19 protein-coding genes are annotated in these 20,893 nt (G+C 71.7%); 11 read left to right on the top strand and 8 right to left on the bottom strand.

The features are described from left to right. Positions 1 to 72 precede the first annotated feature (72 nt). Entirely contained in the window at positions 73 to 408 is a 336-nt protein-coding gene (gene cmtR, locus OHS58_RS14800; protein ID WP_328648616.1) for a Cd(II)/Pb(II)-sensing metalloregulatory transcriptional regulator CmtR, read from the top strand. Continuing rightward, complete coding sequence (locus OHS58_RS14795; protein WP_328648615.1) at positions 405 to 1,088, top strand: cation transporter; 684 nt, start codon at positions 405 to 407, stop codon at positions 1,086 to 1,088. Before cmtR ends, OHS58_RS14795 begins: the two co-directional genes overlap by 4 nt. 162 nt (positions 1,089 to 1,250) lie before the next feature. On the opposite strand, the gene OHS58_RS14790 is transcribed toward OHS58_RS14795, so the two are convergent. Together OHS58_RS14790 and OHS58_RS14785 are read right to left on the bottom strand one after the other, a co-directional pair. After that, positions 1,251 to 3,158: a LamG-like jellyroll fold domain-containing protein gene (locus OHS58_RS14790; protein ID WP_328648614.1), complete on the bottom strand. Its 1,908-nt coding sequence runs from the start codon at positions 3,156 to 3,158 to the stop codon at positions 1,251 to 1,253. A 157-nt stretch (positions 3,159 to 3,315) separates the two neighbouring features. Next, positions 3,316 to 4,017 carry a TetR/AcrR family transcriptional regulator gene (locus OHS58_RS14785; protein WP_328648613.1) on the bottom strand — a complete coding sequence of 234 codons (702 nt, stop codon included), beginning with the start codon at positions 4,015 to 4,017 and terminating at the stop codon, positions 3,316 to 3,318. A 93-nt stretch (positions 4,018 to 4,110) separates the two neighbouring features. Here OHS58_RS14785 and OHS58_RS14780 point away from each other — a divergent pair, with 93 nt between their 5' ends. After that, the gene (locus OHS58_RS14780) at positions 4,111 to 5,235 is read left to right on the top strand and encodes an FAD-dependent oxidoreductase (protein ID WP_328648612.1); all 1,125 of its coding nucleotides are present in this window, start codon (positions 4,111 to 4,113) and stop codon (positions 5,233 to 5,235) included. Positions 5,236 to 5,599: 364 nt separating this feature from the next. On the opposite strand, the gene OHS58_RS14775 is transcribed toward OHS58_RS14780, so the two are convergent. From OHS58_RS14775 to OHS58_RS14755, 5 genes are all read right to left on the bottom strand, one after another. Then, a complete protein-coding gene (locus tag OHS58_RS14775; RefSeq protein ID WP_326949298.1) occupies positions 5,600 to 6,367 on the bottom strand; it encodes a glycoside hydrolase family 75 protein in 768 nt (255 codons plus the stop codon). Between the two features lie 139 nt (positions 6,368 to 6,506). Beyond that, positions 6,507 to 7,718, bottom strand: coding sequence for an RNA polymerase sigma factor (locus OHS58_RS14770; protein WP_328648611.1), 1,212 nt, complete (start codon positions 7,716 to 7,718; stop codon positions 6,507 to 6,509). After that, positions 7,715 to 8,068 (bottom strand): YciI family protein, encoded by a 354-nt coding sequence (locus OHS58_RS14765; RefSeq protein WP_326951526.1) that lies wholly within the window; start codon positions 8,066 to 8,068, stop codon positions 7,715 to 7,717. The genes OHS58_RS14770 and OHS58_RS14765 overlap by 4 nt, the downstream gene beginning before the upstream one ends. A 5-nt stretch (positions 8,069 to 8,073) precedes the next feature. Then, positions 8,074 to 8,811: a dihydrofolate reductase family protein gene (locus OHS58_RS14760; RefSeq protein WP_326949301.1), complete on the bottom strand. Its 738-nt coding sequence runs from the start codon at positions 8,809 to 8,811 to the stop codon at positions 8,074 to 8,076. A 135-nt stretch (positions 8,812 to 8,946) separates the two neighbouring features. Beyond that, complete coding sequence (locus OHS58_RS14755) at positions 8,947 to 9,609, bottom strand: TetR/AcrR family transcriptional regulator (RefSeq protein WP_328648610.1); 663 nt, start codon at positions 9,607 to 9,609, stop codon at positions 8,947 to 8,949. Between the two features lie 131 nt (positions 9,610 to 9,740). Between OHS58_RS14755 and OHS58_RS14750 the strand changes: the two genes are divergently transcribed. Together OHS58_RS14750 and OHS58_RS14745 are read left to right on the top strand one after the other, a co-directional pair. After that, positions 9,741 to 10,673 (top strand): shikimate dehydrogenase, encoded by a 933-nt coding sequence (locus OHS58_RS14750; RefSeq protein WP_328649811.1) that lies wholly within the window; start codon positions 9,741 to 9,743, stop codon positions 10,671 to 10,673. Next, positions 10,660 to 12,510 carry a bifunctional sugar phosphate isomerase/epimerase/4-hydroxyphenylpyruvate dioxygenase family protein gene (locus OHS58_RS14745; protein ID WP_328648609.1) on the top strand — a complete coding sequence of 617 codons (1,851 nt, stop codon included), beginning with the start codon at positions 10,660 to 10,662 and terminating at the stop codon, positions 12,508 to 12,510. Before OHS58_RS14750 ends, OHS58_RS14745 begins: the two co-directional genes overlap by 14 nt. Positions 12,511 to 12,636: 126 nt before the next feature. On the opposite strand, the gene OHS58_RS14740 is transcribed toward OHS58_RS14745, so the two are convergent. Next, complete coding sequence (locus tag OHS58_RS14740) at positions 12,637 to 13,548, bottom strand: LysR family transcriptional regulator (protein ID WP_328648608.1); 912 nt, start codon at positions 13,546 to 13,548, stop codon at positions 12,637 to 12,639. Between the two features lie 189 nt (positions 13,549 to 13,737). Here OHS58_RS14740 and OHS58_RS14735 point away from each other — a divergent pair, with 189 nt between their 5' ends. The 6 genes from OHS58_RS14735 (at position 13,738) to OHS58_RS14710 (ending at position 20,893) form a co-directional block, all read left to right on the top strand. Further along, positions 13,738 to 14,292, top strand: coding sequence for an NADPH-dependent F420 reductase (locus tag OHS58_RS14735; protein ID WP_328648607.1), 555 nt, complete (start codon positions 13,738 to 13,740; stop codon positions 14,290 to 14,292). A 108-nt stretch (positions 14,293 to 14,400) separates the two neighbouring features. Further along, on the top strand, positions 14,401 to 15,342 hold the full coding sequence (locus OHS58_RS14730; protein WP_328648606.1) for an SDR family oxidoreductase: 942 nt from the start codon (positions 14,401 to 14,403) through the stop codon (positions 15,340 to 15,342). Positions 15,343 to 15,356: 14 nt separating this feature from the next. Next, positions 15,357 to 16,019 carry an NADPH-dependent F420 reductase gene (locus tag OHS58_RS14725; protein ID WP_328648605.1) on the top strand — a complete coding sequence of 221 codons (663 nt, stop codon included), beginning with the start codon at positions 15,357 to 15,359 and terminating at the stop codon, positions 16,017 to 16,019. Positions 16,020 to 16,949: 930 nt separating this feature from the next. Next, positions 16,950 to 18,281 (top strand): PepSY-associated TM helix domain-containing protein, encoded by a 1,332-nt coding sequence (locus OHS58_RS14720; protein ID WP_328648604.1) that lies wholly within the window; start codon positions 16,950 to 16,952, stop codon positions 18,279 to 18,281. After that, entirely contained in the window at positions 18,278 to 18,889 is a 612-nt protein-coding gene (locus OHS58_RS14715; protein WP_328648603.1) for a DUF5134 domain-containing protein, read from the top strand. The genes OHS58_RS14720 and OHS58_RS14715 overlap by 4 nt, the downstream gene beginning before the upstream one ends. A gap of 81 nt (positions 18,890 to 18,970) precedes the next feature. Then, complete coding sequence (locus OHS58_RS14710; protein WP_328648602.1) at positions 18,971 to 20,893, top strand: cytochrome c oxidase assembly protein; 1,923 nt, start codon at positions 18,971 to 18,973, stop codon at positions 20,891 to 20,893.

The raw sequence follows: 20,893 nt of genomic DNA, 5'->3' as shown, positions 1-20,893 counted from the left end.
AGCCCGTGCGCCGGCGAGGCGTGGAATCATCGTCCTTGCTGTCGTGTCAGCCGTGGCTGTACTGTCCGATGCATGCTGACGTGTGAGACGCGGGGAGCGGCGCTGGCCCGGCTGGGGCGCGCACTGGCCGATCCGACGCGGTGCAAGATCCTCGTGTCCCTGCTGGACGGGGCGAACTACCCCGGTCAGCTCGCCAAGGAACTGGGCCTGAGCCGCTCCAACGTCTCGAACCACCTGGCCTGCTTGCGCGGGTGCGGCCTGGTCGTCGCGACCTACCAGGGGCGTCAGGTCCACTACGGACTGGCGGACGAGCACCTGGCCCGCGCGCTCCGCGAGCTGGTCCAGCTGGTGCTCGCGGTCGATCCCGAGCAGCCCTGCGTGGACGACGTCGAGCCGGTGAAGGCATGAGCGGCGACGCCGAACCACGCGTCGAGCTGCTGCCGGTCGAGCAAGGCGGCTGCGCCGACGGATGTTGCGCTGTCAAAGTGACAGACGCCGACCGCCGGGCGGTGCTGTCACGCCGGGTGCGGCTGCTGGTGGCCGCCACGATCGGCTACAACGTGGCCGAGGCGGTCATCGCGATCTCGGCCGGGTCGGTGGCCTCGTCGACGGCGCTGATCGGGTTCGGGCTCGACTCGGTCATCGAGGTCGCCTCCGCCTCGGCCGTCGCCTGGCAGTTCTCCGGCGCGGATCCGCAGGCGCGCGAACGGACGGCGCTGAAGGTGATCGCGGCGTCGTTCTTCGCGCTGGCCGTGTACGTCACGGTCGAGTCGGTGCGCTCCCTGTTCGGCGCGGAGCCGGCCGGGCATTCGACCGTCGGGATCGTGCTGGCGGCGGTGTCGTTGCTGGTGATGCCGTTCCTATCCCACGCGCAACGCCGGGCCGGACGCGAGCTGGGCTCGGCGAGCGCGGTCGCCGACTCGAAGCAGACGCTGCTGTGCACCTACCTCTCCGGCGTCCTGCTGCTCGGGCTGCTGGTGAACGCGTTGTTCGGCTGGTCGTGGGCCGATCCGGTCGTGGCGTTGGTGATCGCCGCCGTCGCGCTGCGGGAAGGTCGCGAGGCGTGGCGCGGCGAGCACTGCTGCTGAAACCGCGGTGAAACCGGCGTGAATCCCGCTGCCCGCATCCTCCTCGTGTCGTGGCCGCTCCGGCCACGCCGACGGAAGGGGGCGCATGGACAGCGCTGCATCCGCGATCACGGTGACCGGGCCCACCGGCATCCTCCGGTTTCGACCGCGGCTACGGGCGGATCACTTGGTCAGGAACTCGTCCGGCCGCAGTGCCCGGCCGACGATCCGGACGTCGCCGATCCAGCCGTGGAACACGTTGTCGAGCGCGCCGCCGTATTCGTGGCCGCCGAGGAGCCACGCGAGGCCGAGCGAGGCGATGCCGACGGAGTCGGTGAAGGGGTTGTCGGCCACGGGGGAGCTTTCGACGTAGACCTTGGTGCGGTGCCCGTCGTTGACGACCGCGAGGTGCCACCACTGGTCTTCGGCCAGGCCGTGGCTCCAGTTGGTGGTCGGGTAGGTCTGGCTGAGCGGGTAGCAGTTGAACTGCACCTCACGACCGTTGTTCGTGGTCATGAGCTGGGCCACCGGCTCCTTCGGGTCGGTGTTCTTCCCGTGCTTGCCCGCGTCGCCGGATCCGCCGCGGCGGACCAGGACGGGCATGTTGCCGTTGGTGCCGCCGTCCCAGTCGCGCGGGATCTTCACGAACGTCTCGATGGTGTAGCCGCGCTTGAACGTCTCGGTGTTCAGCGGCGCGCCCGGGCCCGTGGTCAGGTACGCGCCGTGCAGCGGGCTCCGGCCGCCGGCGAACCGGAGGCTGGCGTGGCCCGGCTGGTCGGGGTGGTGGTCGTCGGTCCAGGTCAGGGCGTCGGGGGCGGTGCCGGCGACGGACTGCAGCGTGAGGTCGTTGCCGTGACCCGACAGGTCGCGCACCTGCTGGCCGGCGGTGACGGCGCTGCCGTTCGCGCCGACGCCGTCGAAGCGCCAGTACGCGAGCGTGCCCGGCACGAGCACCTTGCCGGCCGGCCGGGCCGGGCGGACCGGCACGGGGATGAAGCCGGCGAAGCGCCGCTCGAAGTCGAACGGCATCGAGAAGCGGTCGACGGCCGTGGTGAGCCGCGACTCCAGCACCTCCATGCGGTTGCGCTTCGCGGGGTCCTTCTCGAGGATCCACGGCGAGACCGTCTCGACGTCGATCGTGTCGCGTTCGAGGTCGAAGTGGTACAGGCGCAGCATGCCGCCGCCGCTCATGTACCGGTTCTGGTAGTTCGTGATGTGCAGGTGCACGTCGTTACCGGCGGCGTTCTTCTTCGTCGTGCGGCCCGAGGGCCAGTAGTGGCCGTTGAGCGTGAGGAAGATCTGGTCGTTGTCCTTGATCAGCGAGTCCCACACGGTCTGCCCGTAGCCGGTGATCTCGGCGTTGTCCTCGGCGTCGCCCGACTCGTACGGGTAGACCTCGTCGCCGTAGGTCGGCGCGACGATCTCGTGGCAGGTGAGGATCACCGGCAGCTTCGGGTGCTTCTTGATCACGTCGTTGGCCCACGCGAAGCCGGCGGCCGAGGTGCGCCAGTCCATGGCCAGCAGCAGCCACTCGCGCCCGGCGGCGCGGAAGACGTGCGCGGTGTTGTAGCCGCTCGCGTCGGCGCCGAGGAACGACTTCTGCCGGCGGAACCGCTGCGGGCCCATCGTCTGCAGGTACGGCGTGGTGCCGCGGGTGTCGTCACCGGACACGTCGTGGTTGCCGGCGAGGACGCTGTAGGCGAGTCCGGCCGAGTCGGCCGGCCTGAACGTCTTGTCCACGGCCTGGAACGACGTGACGTCGGCGTCCTGCGTCAGGTCGCCGAGGTGGGTCAGGAAGACGATGTTGCGGTCCGGTGTGCCGCTGTTGGCGATCACGTACCGCAGCGACGCTTCCTGCGGCTCCGGGTTGATGCTGTTCTGGCTGCCCCAGTAGAGGTACTGGGTGTCCGGCATCACGGCGACGGTGAACTGGCGGCTCTCGCCGTCCGGATTCCACCTGCTGCTTTTCACGCTGTCCACGGCTTCGGCCGGTGCGGTGCCGAGCGCGCCCAGCGCCGTCGCGCCGACGCCGGCCAGCCCCGCGTTCCGCAGGAAGGACCGCCGGTTCGGGCCCGCCGGGTTTTCGCGCATGATCTGCCTCATTCGGTATTGCCGGGGGAATCCTTCGGCGACCCGGACGCTATTCCCGCCTGCTTGAGCCGACACGAACACCAGGTGGCCTGCTCACGTCGGCTCCCTTACGGCGCGGCCCCGAAACTGGTGACAATTCCTGTCCTGTCCGGGGAATTCACCCGGATTCGGGCCGCAGGTTGTCCATGAGCAGGCCGAGGGCGAACTCGAAGCGGTCGTGCCCGGTGCCGGAGATCAGCTCGGCGGCATGACGTCGGGTCTGCGGGAATTCCTCGGCGGGCAACGCGGTGAAGCGGTCCAGCAGTTCCTCGTGGCTGAGCACCCATTCCTGGTCCTGGTGCCGGCGTCGTTGCCGGACCAGCGACTGCTCCAGCGCGTAGGCGCTGACGTAGAGGGACATCGCGTCGCGGGCCCAGCCGGCCGGCCTCGGTCCGACGCCGCCCGCGAGCAGGATCGCCAGGATCCCTTCGCCGACCCGCAGCGTTTCCCGGTTGGTCGGCACCGTGGCCAGCGCGGCGCGCGAGACGCCGGGGTAGTCCAGGTACAGGTCGCGGATCTGCGAGTACACGTCGAGCAATTGCCCGCGCCAGGCCGCCGGGTCCGGCTCGGGGAGCACCACCGCGGCGTAGAGCCGGCCGATCAGCAGGTCGTCGATGTCGTCCTTGGTGGCGATGTGCGCGTACAGCGACGACGGACCGGTGCCGAGCACGGCGGCGACCCGGCGGATGGTCAGCGCGTCATACCCCTCGGTGGCGACGACTTCCAGGGCGGCGTCGGTGATCCGGTCGACGGTGATCGGCTTCTTGCGCGGTGCCTTCGCCGTTGGCTGGGCGCTTCGCGGGCGGGGATCGGCGGGCATGAGGGTCACTATAACTTGACACGAACTAAGTTCGCTAGGTACTACTTGAGGGGTAGACGAACTAAGTTCGTCTCTGAGTTCCGGAGGTGTGTGGTGCGAGTTTCCGTGGTCGGAGCCGGTCTGGGAGGTCTGGCTCTCGCGCAGGGTCTGCGTGGTGCCGGGATCGAGGCGGAGGTGTTCGAGCGCGACCCGGGCATCGTCGCCCGGTTCCAGGGCTACCGGCTGGTGCTGAACCCGATCGGGTTCCAGGCGGTGCGCGACTGCCTGCCGGCGCGCTGGCACCCGCTGCTCGACGAGATCGTGATGGACGCCTCGGCCGAGCAGCTGGTCCTGGACCCGCGGCTGAACGAGATCGGCAGGCTCGGCGCGGGCCGGACCGGCATCGTGGTCGACCGGCAGGTGCTGCGGCACCTGTTGCTGACCGGCCTCACCGTGCACGCCGACGCCGCGCTGACCGGCTACGACGTGCTGCCCGGCGGCCAGGTCCGCGCCCGGTTCGCCCGCCGCGACCCGGCCACCGCCGACCTGCTCGTCGGCGCGGACGGCGTCACCTCCGCGGTCCGCGGGGTGCTGTCGCCGCAGACCACCCCGACCGACACCGGCGTCCGGTTCGTCATCGGCCGCACCCCGCTGACCGACGAGTTCGCCGGCCTGTCCAAGGCGTACGGCTCGAAGATCGCGGGCGACGGCGTCAGCCTCCTGCTCGGCGCGATGCGGTTCCGCACCCCGCCGAAGCAGGCCGCCGAGCGCCTGGCCCCCGAAGTCACCCTGCCCGACATCGGCGACTACGTGCGCTGGGCCATGATCCTGCCACCGGACGGCTCACTGGCGGACCAGACCGCGCAGGACGTCGTGCTGTCCAGAATGGACGGTTGGCACCCACAGCTGCGAGCGCTGATCGAGCAGGCCGACCCGGACAACAGCACGCTGCTGTCCATCCGGGTGGTCAAGCCGGGCGCACGCTGGGCACCAGGCCCGGTCACGTTGCTGGGCGACGCGATCCACGCCACCTCCCCAACGGGAGGCAACGGAGCGAACACCGCCCTACGCGACGCAGACCTGTTACGCCGCAACCTGACCGAGACGGCCGAAGGCCGTCAGAACCTGCTCGACGCGGTCGATGACTACGAGCGCCAGATGTTCGAGTACGGCGCCGAGGCCGTGCGCAGCAGTCTCGAGAAGCTGCCCGCCTTCGCCCCCGAAGCAAAACTGTCCTGAGGCGGCACCACCGCGCACGTATTCTCGTTGTGGCGGGCGGGGCGAACCGATCGGACGGGTGCATGACCGGATACGTCCTGCCGGATATCGACGTCGTGTACCGCGACGGCACCCGGATCACGCTGCGCGCGGCCACGTCGTCACACGGCTCGGCGCCGCTGAAGCACGAGCCGAGCCGGCAGGCATGGATCGGTGGTACCGACCGCGACACGGTGGACCTCGTCCCGCACGGACGTCGGCGTGAGCCGCCCTTCGCCGTCCCGGCCTACGCGCTGAACACGCGGACCGCTACGAAAACCGCGACCACCGCCATGTTCGTCTTCCTGGCGGTGGTCACGGTCGACTTTGTTTCGCTGCAAGGACTTCAGATGCCCATGCTCGTGCCGAGGCTGTCCAGGGCCTTCTGGACCAAGGCCTGGGCGTTGGCGTTCAGGCTGGAGTTCGCACCGTTGACGACCCAGGACGAGCCGGAGAAGATCACCACGGTCACGCCGTTGTCGACGCCGCCCGTGGTGCCGCTGCTGGGGATGCCGAGCGATGAGGCCGCTTTCACCGACGCCTCGCCCAGTTCGCGGGAGTCGTTGTCCGATGTGGTCTGGTCGTTGCCCGTCTGCGTGTCGCCGAAGATCGCGCCGATCACCTTGCTCTTGTAGAACATCAGCGCGAACTGGCGCCCCTTGATGCCGTGCTCCTTGTAGAAGAAGTGCGGGCACGGGCTCTTGCGGTCGTAGCAGTCGTCACCCAGCACGTAGAACGGCACGTGGTGCGCGGCCAGCTGGTCGCCGTTGCTGTCCTGGAACGTCGTCTCGTCCTGGTGGTCCGGGTCGGAATCGGGGTCGCTGCCGTCGTCGTCGACGGCCAGGGACGAGCTGTAGGCGTAGACGCCCGACGACACCTGGAACACGTTCACGTTCTGCGACCGCGTCATGGTGTTGATGTGGGGCTTGGAGTTGACCTTGTTCGCGGTCGTGCTGTTCTTCTGGACGCCGGCCAGTACTTCGGCGGCCGTGTACGTCTTGTCTACTGAGGCCGGGGAAGCGGTGGCCGCCTCGGCGACCTTGACGCCGAGCGGCGGCGCGATGAGCGTCAGAGCCGCGGCGGCTACCACAGCGAAGCGCTTGCGGGATGACATGAGCGGGGACCCTCCCTGATTAGTTAGGAAAGTTACCTAACAGAGGAAACCACCTGTGACCCCGATCTCGTGAAAGTTTTACCAACATTTTGGAGAAATGTCCCGGTCTTCGGGGCACGCTCACGACGGCGGCGCGAGGTCACCCCAGCCGTGCGGCGCGGGTCAGGAGGTGCCGCCGCTCGGGTTCGCTGGTGGTGCGCCGGGCCGCCTCGTGGTAGCCGGCGCGGGCCGCGTCGTGGTCGCCGGCCAGCTCCAGCAGGTGGGCCCGTACGGACACGAGGTGGTGGGACGCGGAGATGCGCTCGTCGGCCGAGACGGCGTCGAGCAGGGCCAGCCCGGCCGCGGGTCCGTGCACCTCGGCGACCGCGACCGCCCGGTTGAGGGTCACCGTCGGGTTGGGGGCGACGCGCTCGAGAACCGTGTAAAGGGCCAGGATCTGCGGCCAGTCGGTGGCCTCGGCGGTGGGCGCCTCGTCGTGGACGGCGGCGATGGCGGCCTGCAGCTGGTACGGGCCGATCGGGCCCCGCGACAGGGCGCCGGTCACCAGCGCCACGCCCTCGGCGATGGCCTCGGTGTTCCAGAGCGTCCGGTCCTGCTCGCTCAGCGGCACCAGCGACCCGTCCGGGGCCGTGCGGGCCCGGCGCCGGGCGTCGGTCAGCAGCAGCAGGCCCAGCAGCCCGGCCACTTCGCCGTCACCGGGGACCAGCCGGTGCAGCTCGCGCGCCAGCCGGATGGCCTCGGCCGTCAGCTCGGCCCGCACCAGCCGCGCCCCCGACGTGGCCGTGTAGCCCTCGTTGAAGACGAGGTAGACCACGTGGAGCACGACGCCGAGCCGCTGCGCCTGCTCGGCCGGCGGCGGCAGGGCGAAGCCGGCGCCGGCGGCCTTGATGCGTTGCTTCGCCCGGCTGATGCGCTGCCCCATGGTCGCCTCGGGCACGAGGAAGGCCCGGGCGATCTCGGCGGTCGACAGACCGCCGACGGCCCGCAGGGTCAGCGCGATCTGCGACGGGGCGGTCAGCACCGGGTGGCAGCACAGGAACAGCAGTGTGAGGGTGTCGTCGCCGGCGGGCACCTCGCCGCCGGCGTGCGGAGGCGGCGTGCGGATCGCGTCCGCCTCCTCCCGCCGGCGCCGGGCGACGTCGCTGCGCACCTGGTCGGCGAGGCGCCGCGTCGCCACCGTCGTCAGCCACGCCCGGGGACTCTCCGGCCACCCCTCGACCGGCCACTGGGTGGTGGCCGCCACCAGGGCCTCCTGGACGGCGTCCTCGCAGGCGTCGAACAGGCCGTAGCGGCGCACCAGCGCACCGAGCACCTCCGGGACCAGCCGCCGGACGGCCTGCCAGTCGGTCACGGCTCGACGTCGGCCTCGTGCATGAGCGGCCGGACCTCGACACCCCAGTGGCGCGCTGAGGGATTGCGGGCCGCGATCTCCAGGGCCCGGTCCAGGCTGTCGCAGTCGAGGATCGTGAAGCTGCCCAAGTACTCCTTGGCCTCGGCGAAGGGACCGTCGGTCACCACCGGCGTCCCGCCGCTGACCCGGACCATCTTGGAGTTCATCTGGTCGGCCATCCCGTAGGCGCCGACCAGCTCACCGGACTCGAACAGCTCCTGGTTCAGCGCGTCCGTCTCGCGGATGAGCTCGGCGAGGGCCTCCGCGCCGATCGAGGTGAAGGCTTCCTCGTTGCCGTAGATCAGCAGCATGTACTTCACAGCGCGCTCCTCTGCTCCGGCCGGCCCGGTCCGACCAGCTCGCCGCTGGCCCCGCGATCGTCCAGCACCAGCTTCGACCGCCCGGTGACGGTATAGCGAATATGGGTGACCCCCGGCGTCGCGGCAACCCGGGTCGGGACCAGCTCGATGCCGTCGTCCGCGCCGAGACCGAGACCGGCGCCGAGCAAGTGCTGGCCGTCGCCGAGCAGGACCGGGGCGATGTGCAGCTCGAGCTGGTCGAGCAGCCCGGCGCGGAGCACCTGCTGCAGGAGCTCCCCGCCGCCGGCCACCGCGACGTCCTTGTCGCCGGCGGCGGCGCGGGCCAGCTCGACGGCCCGCTCGAGCCCGTCGGTGACGAAGGTGAAGGAGGTGCCGCCCTCGCGTTCGAGAACCTCCCGGGGACGGTGGGTGACGACGAACACCGGCGCGTGGAACGGCGGCTCGTCGCCCCAGGGGAACTCGCCGGCGTCGAACATGCGCCGGCCCATGACGTAGGCCCCGGCCGCGGCGAACGTCTCCTCGATGATCTCCGAGTCGACCGACTGCTCACCGCCGTCGAAGCCCTGGCGTTCGCGCCAGGCCGCGGCGTCGACGACCCAGCGGGTGACCCGGAAGAACCCGGGCGCTTCGGGGCCCCGCATCCAGCCGCTCATGTCCAGGGGGTGCTGCGTGTCGCGTGGTCCGGTGTAGAAGCCGTCGAGGGATATCGACATCTGGGCGGTCACCTTGGTCATCGTTCGTGCTCCTGCCGTGGTGGCGGCCCTGTTCGGCCGCCGGTGCCCACTGGTCGGAGCCGGCCGTCCGTTCTCGACACGCGCCGGGGAGAAACTTTGGGGGAGAAGTGCCCGCCGGTCGGATCGCGTGCGGGCTCAGAGCGTCGTCAGGTAGCTGACGAGCATGTCGGCGAGCATGCGCCGGTGGTGCTCGCGGTGCGCGGGGTCCAGCATGTCGCGGTCGAAGATGGCGTTGAACGTGTAGCGGTTCGCGGTGCGGAACACGCAGAACGCGCTGATCGTCATGTGCACGTCGAGTGCGTCGACGTCGTCACGGAACTGCCCGGCCTCGCGGCCGCGAGCGAGAATGCGGGTGAGCACGTCGAGGGCCGGGTTGGCCAGGTTGGACAGCGCGCTCGAGCGGGCGATGTGCTCGGCGCGGTGGATGTTCTCGATGCTGACCAGCCGCACGAAGTCGGGGTGGGACTCGTGGTGGTCGAAGGTGAGCCCCGCGAGCTGGCGGATGGCCTCAGCGGGGTCGAGGTGGTCGACGTCGAGGTTCCGCTCGAGGGAGCGGATGACGGTGTAGGCCCGTTCGAGGACCTCGACGAACAGTTGGTCCTTGTTGGTGAAGTAGTAGTAGATCATCCGCTTGGTGGTGCGGGTCTTCGCGGCGATCTCGTCCACCCGCGCGCCGTCGAAGCCCTTTTCGGCGAACTCGCGGGCGGCCGTGTCGAGGATCTCGGCGCGGGTCCGGTCCGCGTCGCGGATGCGTTCGGGCCCGCCTTTCGCCACCTCGTCCTGTGCTGGTGCGGCCACGGACGTCCTTCCTCGCTTCGGCTGGTGTGCCCACTCTAGGACGTCGTGGGGGATCGAAGCCCCTTCACGGCACCGGTGCCATGAGGTACAAATAACGTACTAGTTCGTACATTACGGGAGTGGTCGTGTCGTTGTCTTCGGCTGTCGAGGCCATCCGCGCCACCGCGTCGCGGGCGAGGCCGGGCACGGTGCTGACGGGGCTGATCGGCGCGGGCATCGGACCGTCGCTGAGCCCGCCGCTGCACGAGACCGAGGCCCGCCGGCTCGGGCTGGAGCTGGTCTACGCGCGGTTCGACCTGGACGACCACGCGGTGCCGGCCACCGCCGTCGGTCCGCTGCTGGCCGCGGCCCGCGACGCCGGCTACCGCGGGCTCAACATCACCCACCCGTGCAAGCAGCTGGTGCTGGAGCACCTGGACGAGCTGTCCGCCGACGCCGCGGCCCTGGCCGCGGTCAACACCGTCGTCTTCCGGGACGGCCGGGCGATCGGGCACAACACCGACTGGTCCGGCTTCGCCCGCGCGCTCCGGACCGGGCTGCCGGACGTCGACCTCGGCACCGTCGTGGTGCTCGGCGCGGGCGGCGCCGGTGCCGCGGTGACCCACGGCCTGCTCACCGCCGGGGCGGGGCACGTCCGGGTGTTCGACGTCGACGCCGGCCGGGCCGAAGCGCTCGCCGCCGCCCTCGCCGGCCGCTTCGGGGCCGATCGCGCGTCGGCGGGCACGGACCTCGCGCCGGACGTCGCCGCCGCGGACGGCCTCGTGCACGCCACCCCGACCGGGATGGCCGCCCACCCCGGCCTGCCGCTTCCCGCCGGCCTGCTGCGTCCCGGCCTGTGGGTCGCGGAGGTGGTCTACCGGCCGCTCGAAACGGAGCTGGTCCGCACCGCCCGCGCCCTCGGCGCGCCGGTGCTCGAGGGTGGCCGGATGGCCGTGTTCCAGGCGGCGGAGGCGTTCACCCTGTTCACCGGCGCCGAGCCCGACGCCGGGCGGATGCTGCGTCACCTCGGCGTGCTGACCGGAGACACCCCACGTGAAAGGCAGCCCGCCGATGTCCTCGACTGACTCCCGCCGCTCGATCGCCACCGTCTGCCTCTCCGGGACGCTCGAAGACAAGCTCACCGCGGCCGCCCGGGCCGGGTTCGACGGCGTGGAGATCTTCGAGAACGACCTCGTCGCGTCGCCGTGGTCGGCGAAGGAGATCGGCGAGCACTGCGCCGAGCTGGGCCTGTCGATCGACCTGTACCAGCCGTTCCGGGACTTCGAGGCGGTGCCGCCGGCCGTGCTCGCGCGGAACCTCCGGCGCGCGGAGCTGAAGTTCGACGTCATGGAGCAGCTGGGCACCGGCACCATGCTGGTCTGCTCGACGGTGTCGCCGGACGCGGTCGACGACGACGATCTCGCCGCCGAGCAGCTGCACCTGCTGGCCGAGCACGCCGCCGCGCGGGGCCTGCGGATCGCCTACGAAGCGCTGGCCTGGGGCCGGTTCGTCAACACCTACGAGCACTCCTGGCGGATCGTGCGCCGGGCCGCCCACCCCGCCCTGGGGCTGTGCCTCGACAGCTTCCACATCCTCTCGCGCGGCAGCGACCCGGCCGCGATCCGCACGATCCCCGGCGACAAGCTGTTCTTCCTGCAGCTGGCCGACGCGCCGCGGCTGCAGATGGACGTGCTGCAGTGGAGCCGCCACCACCGGCTCTTCCCCGGCCAGGGCTCGTTCGACCTGACCGCCTTCACCGGGCACGTGCTCGCGGCCGGGTACCGCGGGCCGCTGTCGCTGGAGGTGTTCAACGACGTCTTCCGCCAGGCCGACCCGGCACCGGCCGCCGTCGACGCGATGCGCTCCCTGCTGGCCCTGCAGGAGAACCTCGGGGTCGCGGACCTGCCGCCCGCCCCGGCGCTGGCCGGGCACACGTTCGTCGAGCTGGCCGTCGACGACGTGTCGGCCCCGCGGGTGGCGAACGCGTTGCGCGGACTGGGTTTCGCCGAGACGGGCCGGCACCGGTCCAAGCCCGTCCGGTTGTGGCAGCAGGGCGACGCGCGGATCCTGCTCAACACCGACGGTCCGGGCCCCACCGGGAGCGCGTCGGTCGGCGCGGTCGCCGTCGAGAGCGCGGACCCGGTCGCCTCGGCCCGGCGCGCCCAGCGGCTGCGGGCGCCGATCCTGCCGCGCGACCACCGCGCGGACGAGGCGGACCTCTCGGCGATCGCCGCGCCGGACGGGACGTCGGTCTTCTTCTGCCGCACCGGCGCGGAAACCGGCGACAGCTGGCTCGGCGACTTCACGCTGTCCGACGCTCCCGGCCCGGGCGCCGGGGTGACCGGGATCGACTACTTGGGCCTCACCCAGCCGTTCGACCACTTCGACGAGGCGACGCTGTTCTACCGCGCGGTGCTCGGCCTCGAGCCGGAGCCGGTGACGGAGTTCGCGGCGCCGTTCGGACTCGTGCGCAGCCGCACGGTGACGGACCCGTCCGGCCGCGTCCGCATCGCCCTGGAGTCGGCGCTGCTGCGGCGAGGGGAGTGGGCACCGAGCGTGCGGGAGCCCCAGCGAATCGCCCTGACCAGCGACGACGCGCTCGCGAGCGCCCGCCGGATGCGAGAACTAGGCGCGCCGCTGCTGGACATCCCGGGCAACTACTACGACGACCTCGACGCCCGCCTGGCCCCGGACCCCGAGCTGCTCACGGCCCTGCGGCGGCAGTCGGTGCTCTACGACCGCGACGAGCGTGGAGAGCTGCTGCACTTCTTCACGCTGGTGCTGGGTTGCCGGGTCTTCTTCGAGGTGGTGCAACGAATCGGCGGCTACGCGGGTGACGGCGCGGCGAACTCCCCGATCCGGATGGCCGCACACCGCGGCCAGCGGGCCGCGAGGAAGGGTGAAGCATCCATAGAGGACTGATGCGGCTTTGGCTTCGTAGTACGGCGCTTGAGGTTGCCCCCGACCGGCAGCGATCCGGCCTCATCACGTCGAACGTGGTCAGCACCAGCCGTTGTGCGCCGCAATGGCTGTTATCGGCCGGACTGCTCAATCGTGCTTTGCCGCGGCAGCGCCACCACGTTGCCACATGTCGTAGTTGCCGCACTCCGCCGTGATGTCGGCTGCCTCCTGGGCCGCGGCGAAGAAGTCGTCGACCATCGGTGAGGTGCGCGACGCCGCCACCGCGAGGCACACCTGTTCCGGCGCCAGATCCGGGATGGGCACGTAGCTGATGTCCGGGTGGGAGTAGAACACCGTCGCCGAGCGGGCCAGGAACGAGATGCCCCGGCCGGCCGCGACATGCTCGAGCGTTTCGTCCACTCCGCGTACCACGTAGCCGGCGTTGGGGTGGGGGCGTCCGGTGGGCTGCGTGCTGGTGTCGGCCGGCCAGATCAGCGGCTCGCCGGCCAGGTCGGCTTCGGTGACTTCTTCCTTGCCCGCCAACCGATGGCCGGCGGGAAGGACCGCTACCCGGGGTTCGGTGTAGAGCGGGGCGACGCGCAAGCCTGCCTCGTCGATGGGCAGCCGCACGTAGGCGATGTCGATGCGGCCGTCCAGCAGCATCGGGGCCTGGTCGTCGCTCTCGATCCGTTGTACGTCAACGGGAACGTCCGGGTGGCGGGCGGCGAACAGGTTCACCGCCGGGGCGGTCGCGACACCCGCCCGGAAGCCGACCATCAGCCGCCGGCTGCCCCGTGCGGCCACGGTCACCCGGTGGCGGGCCGCCTGCGCGGAGGCGAGCAGCGGGCCGGCGTCGGCCAGCAGTTGCCGGCCGGCGTCGGTCAGCGTGACGCCGTGGCTGTCCCTCGTCAGCAGCGCGGCGCCGAGATCCTTCTCCAGCGCGCGGATCTGCCGGCTGAGCACCGGCTGGGCGATGTGCAGCTCATCGGCCGCGCGGCCGAAGTGCAGCCTGTCGGCGACGGCGACGAAGTAGCGCAGCTTGCGCAGGTCCAGATCCATGGAGCCTCCCGGTCCGGCGATGCCTCCAGGGTATCGCAGCAGCTGAAAGAGGTCTTGGACACGCACTCGGGCCGCTGGCAGCCTCGGGAACAGGACGCCGTTCGGGCACGTCATCCGGCGGCGTCGACGGCTCGACAGTGGACGACGACGGGGCTGCGCGTCCTGTCCGGCTCCGGGAAGCAGCACATCATGAGCAACATCAGCATCATCGGCCTGGGCGGCATGGCCCGCGCGATCGGCGCCCGCGCGGTCGAGAGCGGCCACACCGTCGAGGTCATCGGCCGCGACGCGGTCAAGGCCAAGGAGGTGGCCGCGGCCCTCGGCGCCACGGCCGGGACGTTCGGCGCCACCCCGGCCGGCGAGCTTGTCATCCTCGCCGTGCCGCACGCCGGCGGTGTGCCGGTGGTCGCCCAGTACGGGGAAGCGCTGGCCGACAAGGTGATCGTGGACATCTCCAACACGTTCGCCGGTCCCGACGACACCGTGCTGGTCACCCCCGAGGGCAGTTCCGGCGCGCAGGAGATCGCCGAGGCCGCCCCGGCGAGCGCGCACGTGGTCAAGGCGTTCAACACCGTCTTCGGGCACGTCCTGGCCAAGGGCGGCCCGCTGGACGTGCTCGTCGCCGGCGACGACGCGGGAGCCAAGGCGAGCGTGACGGCGTTCGTCGAGAGCCTCGGGCTGCGGCCGCTGGACGCCGTGGCCTGGCGATGGCGCACTGGCTGGAGGGCGCCGGCCTGCTGCTGATGGGCCTGGCCCGCAGCGGCGCGGGGTTCGACGTCGCGCTCGGCGTCACGATCCTCGGATAAGCGGCGCACCACCGCTCACCTAACCCCTTTAAGGAGCACCAGGAACATGCGCGTTTTCGTCACGGGCGGGACCGGCCACGCCGGCTCGTACCTCGTCCCGGACCTCATCGCCGCCGGGCACGAGGTCACCGGCCTGGCCCGATCGGACGCCGCCGCGGCGGCGTTGTCCGCACTCGGCGCGAAGGTGCGTCGCGGCAGCCTCGAGGACCTCGACGGGCTCAAGGATGCGGCCGCCGGCGCCGACGGCGTCATCCACGTCGCGCACCGGCAGGACCTGCTGCCGGCCGGCGGGATGGACGCCGTGGCCGCCGCGGAGCTGCCGATCGTGCTCGCGTACGGCGAAGCCCTCGCGGGAACCGGAAAGCCGCTGGTCACGGCCGGGAGCATCGGCTCGCCCGGGAACGGGAGGACGCTGGACCGCCCGGCCACCGAGGACGACCCGGCCCTGCCGGCCGGCGACGAGCACAGGGGCACCCTGCGGGCTCGCAACGTCGTGGAAACCGCCGTGACCGGCCTCGCCGAGCGGGGAGTGCGGTCTTCGGTCGTGCGGCTTCCCACCATCATGCACAGCACGACCGACGCGGGCTTCCTCACCACGCTGATCGCCGTCGCGAAGGAGAAAGGCTTCGCCGGCTACCCCGGAGACGGCGCGAACCGGTGGAACGCGGTGCACGTCCGCGACGCCGCCTCCGTGTTGCGCCTGGCGCTGGAGAAGGGCGTGGCCGGCCGGTACTGGCACGCCGTCGAGAGCGACGGCATCCCGTTCCGCGCGATCGCGGAGGCCATCGGCAGCCGTCTCGGCCTGCCCGCCGTCAGCATTCCGCTGGACGAGCTGATGCTGCCGGGATACTTCGGGTTCCTCGCGGCCGTGGTCACGCTGGACCTTCCGGTGTCCAGCCGCATCACCCGCCGGACCCTCGGCTGGGAGCCCGGTCAGCCCGACCTGCTCACCGATCTGGACAACGGCCACTACTTCCCGGCCGGCTGACGGAAGGCGCTGATATGACGACGGTGGGATTCATCGGAAGTGGCAACATCGGCAGCGCCGTCGCGCGGCTCGCGGTCGACGCCGGGCACCAGGTCGTGCTCAGCAACTCACGCGGTCCCGGAACGCTCGCGGACGCGGTCGCGGAGCTGGGGCCGCGGGCGTCCGCGGCGACGAGCGGGGAGGCCGCGGCGGCCGGTGACATCGTCGTGGTCACGGTGCCGGTCACGGCGTTCCCCGACTTGCCCGCCGCGGCACTGGCCGGGAAGACGGTCATCGACACGTGCAACTACGGCCCCGAGCGTGACGGGCACATTCCCGAGCTTGACAGCGGATCGCTGACCTCGAGCGAACTGTTGCTGCGGTACCTCCCGGACGCCCTGCTCGTGAAGGCGTTCAACAACATCTTCCACAAGCACCTGCGGGCACTCGCCCGGCCGGTGGGGGCGGCCGACCGTTCGTACCTGCCGATCGCCGGGGACTCCGCGAAGGCGAAAGTGACCGAGTTCGTCGAGTCCATCGGGTACGGCGTGGTGGACACGGGATCGCTGCCAGACGGCTGGCGACAAGCGACGGGCATGCCGGTATGGGGAACCCCGTACGGGCCGTACTCCGACGAGAAGGGTCAGCCTGCTGGCGAGAACGCCATTCGTGCGGCACTGGCCGCCGCGACGCGGTAACGCCGACGCCGTACGGCAGTCACGTCAGTCACGTCAGTGTCGGCCAGGATCGGCCGGCTGGCCGGAAAGCTCGGCCTTGCCACGGCCCTCGCTGCCTGACCACACATCCCGGCAACCCCGGTCGCCGCGTCGGCTCGGATCGGCCGGCTGGTCGGAAAGCTCGGCCTTGCCACGGCCCTCGCTGCCTGACCACACATCCCGGCAACCCCGGTCGCCGCGTCGGCTCGGATCGGCCGGCTGGTCGGAAAGCTCGGCCTTGCCACGGCCCTCGCTGCCTGACCACCAACCCGGCAACCCGGTCGCCGCGTCGGCTCGGATCGGCCGACTGGCCCGAAAGCCCGGCCTCGCCACGGCTCCGCCGCCTGACCACCAACCCGGCCACCCCGGTCACCGCGTTGGCCACCCCGGTCACCGTGCTGGCCACTCCGGTCGGCTTCAGCCGCCCACGGGAACCGCCGAGGCTTGCGTGACTGCCGGGACTCGCGGGGCGCTGCGGCTGGGGGTCGTGAGTGTTTAGGAGGGTTCTAACCCTCCTAAACACTCACGACCGGTACCGGTGTGGCGCGTGTGGCTTCTGGTGCGGCGGGGTGGCTTGCGGCGGCTTGGTGCCGGGCCTGCGTGACGCGGGCCGGCGGTGTCGGTAGCCGAACGCTGGTCCGGCTCGAACCCGACCCTTCGGAACGTCTGTTCCAGCACCGGCGTGGCCCGCCGATCCGGCGCGAGTCGGCGGGAACCGTCCCGGCCCGGCAGCCGACTACTCCACGAGGACGACTGCGACGAGGTGACGGGTCGCTTCGGCGCGGGCATGAGCCGCCGCGACAGTCCACAGTGGACGGTCGGTGATCCGGCGCAGTGAGGCGCGTCACAGTGTGGCCGGGAACCCCGTCCGCTCGGGACCCGACTGTTGACGTGGCGGCTGAAGGGAGCCCGATGTCCATCGAAGAGCGCGAAAAGCTCGTACCGGAGCCGGTTGCCGAGCCGCGGGCCGGCTGGGCGTCGATCCGGCCGCTGGTGCTGCGCCTGCACTTCTACGCGGGCGTCTTCATCAGCCCGTTCCTGCTCGTGGCCGCGGTCACCGGGCTGGCCTACGTCTGGGCGCCGCAGGCGGAACAGGCCGTCTACGACCGGGAACTGCACGTTCCCGCGGCGCCGGGCGCCGTCCCGCTGGACCAGCAGGCCGCGGCGGCGCGGGCCCTCGTGCCGGACGGCACGCTGACCGGGGTGCGGCCCGGGATGACGCCGACCGACACGACCCAGGTGATCTTCGACCGGCCCGGCCTGGAAGCCAGCTACCACTGGACGGTGTTCGTCGACCCGCACACCGGTGACGTCCGCGGCCAGCTGGAGACCTACGGCTCGGGGCAGGCGATGCCGTTGCGCAGCTGGATCGACGTCCTGCACCGCAGCCTCCACCTCGGCGACTTCGGCCGCCTGTACAGCGAACTGGCCGCCAGCTGGCTGTGGGTCGTCGCGCTGGCCGGGCTGGCGCTCTGGCTCGGCCGGCGTCGCCGCAAGCGCGCGTCGGCGCCGAGCCCCCGGGTCAAGCTGCTGACCTGGCACGGCCGCACCGGCCTGGTTCTCGCGATCGGGCTGCTGTTCCTGTCCGCCACCGGCCTGACGTGGTCGCAGTACGCCGGCGACAGCATCAGCGAACTGCGCTCGCAACTGGACTGGACCTCACCTTCGGTGTCGGCCACGGTCCCCGCGTCGAGCGGACGTGACATCGGCTTCGACGGCGCGCGCGAAGCGACGCTGCGGGCCGGGCTGGCCGACCCGGTCGAGGTCCGCCCGCCGGCCGGTCCCGGCGAGGCCTACGTCGTGGCGCAGGTCGGCCGGAGCTGGCCGGTGCGGGTCGATTCAATGGCCGTCGACCCGGCGACCGGGACCGTCACCGACACCCTGCGGTTCGCGGACTACAACCTCGCGGCGAAGCTGAGCACGTGGGGGATCGACGCCCACATGGGCTTCCTCTTCGGGATCTGGAACCAGATCGCCTTGACGCTGCTGGCGGTCGCGCTGGTCGCCGTGATCGTCTGGGGCTACCGGATGTGGTGGCTGCGCCGGCCCACACGCGGCGAGGCCCGGTTCGGCCGGCCGCCGGCGCGCGGAGCGTGGCGGCGGATCCCGGGACGGGTGCTGGCACCGGCGGTGGTCGTGGTCGCCGTCGTCGGCTACTACCTGCCGTTGTTCGGGTTGTCACTGCTGGGCTTCGTCATCGTGGACGGCCTGCTCGAGCTGCGGCGGCGGAAGGTGGACGCATGATCACGGCGGAAGGCCTGCGCTGGATCCTGACGGCGTTGTTCGTGCTCACCGGGGCCTTCTGCGCCTACCGGTGCGCGCGGCAGGGGACCGCCGCGGAGCGGGTGGGCGACGTCCTGCACGTCGTCATGTGCGTGGCGATGGTCGTGATGGCGTGGCCGGCGGGCATGGGCTTCGCGCGGCTGCCGCAGACCGTCCTGTTCGGACTCGCGGCGGTGTGGTTCGCCGGTGTGGCGGTGACCGGTGCCGCGCACGCCGACCACGGCGGCCGCCGGGCGGCGGGCTACCACGTGGTGATGATGGCGGCCATGGCGTGGATGGTGTTCGTGATGCCGCGGGCGATGAGCGGTATGTCCGGCGGCGGGATGATGGACATGCCGGGGCATCCTGGGATGTCGATGCCCGTCGCCGGCTCCGGCGGCGGCACTCCGGTCGACGTGCGGGTCGTCGCGCTCGTGCTGCTGGCCGCGTTCGTGGTGGCGGGCCTGGTCTTCCTGTCCCGCGCCTTCGACGACGCGCGCGCGTCGGGGCCGCCCCTGCGGTTCCTGGGTCGCGGCGCCGACGGCGCGATGGCCCTCGGCATGGGCCTGATGCTGCTGACCATGGCCTGACGCGACCGTCCGAAGTGGACGTCCGAAGTGGGCTGGATCACAGTGCGGAACCGCGGGTGGTCTCCGGCCGACGTCTGAGGGGTGAAGACGTCCGGGTTCCGCGCCGTGGTCGTGACGGCGGTGGCGGCCGGGCTGGCGCTGCTGCTGCTCGTCGTCGCCACCGCGGGCGACGTGTACGACCCGCTGGGCAACGCCGACCCGGGACCGCTGACGACCTACGGCTTCGCGGTGGTCCGGTTCGTGGCCGACGCCGCGGCCGCGGGAGCGTTCGGTGGCTTGGTGTTCGCCGCGTTCGTCGCGCCCGGACGACGGGGCGGGGCCCTGTCGGCCGACGCCTTCGCGGCCTCCCGGTTCGCCGCGGGCTGTGCCGCGTGCTGGCTGGCGGCGGCCGTGGTCGCCGTGCCGTTCTCGGCGGCGGTCGCGGCGGGGCTGCCGGTCGCGCGCGTGCTGCGGCCCGAGGTGTTCCTGCCGACGCTGAGCGCCACCGAGGAACCGAAGGCCTGGCTCTGCGTCGCGGTCGCGGCGGCGGTGGCGGCCGCGCTGGCCTGGCCCGCGATGGCCTGGCGCACCGTCGTCGCGGCCGCCGTGGTCGCCGCCGCCGGGCTGCTCCCGCTGGTCGCCGTCGGGCACGTGTCGGTCGGCGCGGGGCACGACGTGGCGACCAACGCGATGTTCTGGCACGTCCCGGCGGCGAGTGCGTGGCTCGGCGCGCTGATGGCGTTGCCGGCCCGGCTGCGCCGGGCGACCGCGGTGCCGGATTTGGTGCTGCGCCGCTACCACCGGCTGTCGGTGACGTGCTTCGCCGTGGTCGCGGTGTCCGGGGCGGTCTCAGGTCTCGTCCTGGCTCGGCCGGACGGCTTGCTCGGCCGCTACGGTCTCGTCCTCGCCGTCGAGACCGCTTTGCTCGTCGGCGCGGGCCTGCTGCTGGCCGCGTGGCGGCGACGGCAGCGCGGTGTCCGGCTGGTCGTGGCGGAGCTGGTCCTGCTGGCGCTGGGAACCGGCGGCTCGGCCGCGCTGACCGTGCTCGTGCCACCGGCTTTCCCGAACCACCCGGCGACCGTGCAGGAAACGGTGCTCGGCTACGGCCTCGACGCCCCGCAGACGTTCGCCCGGCTGGTCGGGGAGTGGCGTCCGGACCTGCTGTTCGCGCCCGTCGCGCTGATCGCGGTGACGGCCTACCTGCTCGGAGTGCGGCGGCTGCGACGGCGTGGCGACCACTGGCCGCCGGGGCGGATGGTCGCCTGGCTCGCCGGCTGGGCGATCGTCCTCGTCGTGACGTCCTCGGGACTCGGCGTCTACGCGCCCGGGACGTTCAGCCTGCACATGGTCACGCACATGGCGCTGAACATGTTCGCGCCCGTCCTGCTCGTCCTCGGCGGCCCGATCACCCTCGCGCTGCGGGCGCTCCCCGCGGGCGCCCACGGCGACGTCCCCGGCGCGCGGGAGTGGGTGACGTCGCTGCTGCACGCGCCGGTGACCCGGTTCTTCGCGCACCCCGCGGTGGCCGCGATCCTGTTCGCCGGGTCGTTCTACGTGCTGTACTTCTCGGACCTGTTCGGTCAGGCGATGCTCTACCACTGGGCGCACCAGCTGATGAAGGCCCACTTCCTGGCGTCGGGCTACCTGTTCGCCTGGGTCGCGGTCGGCGCGGACCGGACGCCCCGGCAGCTGCCGCACCTCGCGCGGCTGGGGATGTTGTTCGCCGTCATGCCGTTCCACGCTTTCTTCGGCGTGATCCTGATGAGCAAGCAGACCGTGATCGCGTCCACCTACTACCACTACCTCGCGCTGCCGTGGGCCGGTGACCTGCTCGCCGATCAGCGCCTCGGCGGCGGCATCGCCTGGGCCAGCGGGGAAATCCCGATGGTCGTCATGGTGGTCGCGCTGCTGGTGCAGTGGTCGCGCGACGACGACCGCCGCGCCCGGCGGGCCGACCGCAGCGGTGACGGGGACTTCGACGCCTACAACGCGATGCTCGCCCAGCTCGCGGGACGACGGAACTGA

Source organism: Amycolatopsis sp. NBC_00348, from assembly GCF_036114655.1.
GTDB lineage: Bacteria > Actinomycetota > Actinomycetes > Mycobacteriales > Pseudonocardiaceae > Amycolatopsis.
The sequence above is the reverse complement of the archived record's forward strand: the minus strand, read 5'-3'. Positions and strand labels throughout refer to the sequence as shown.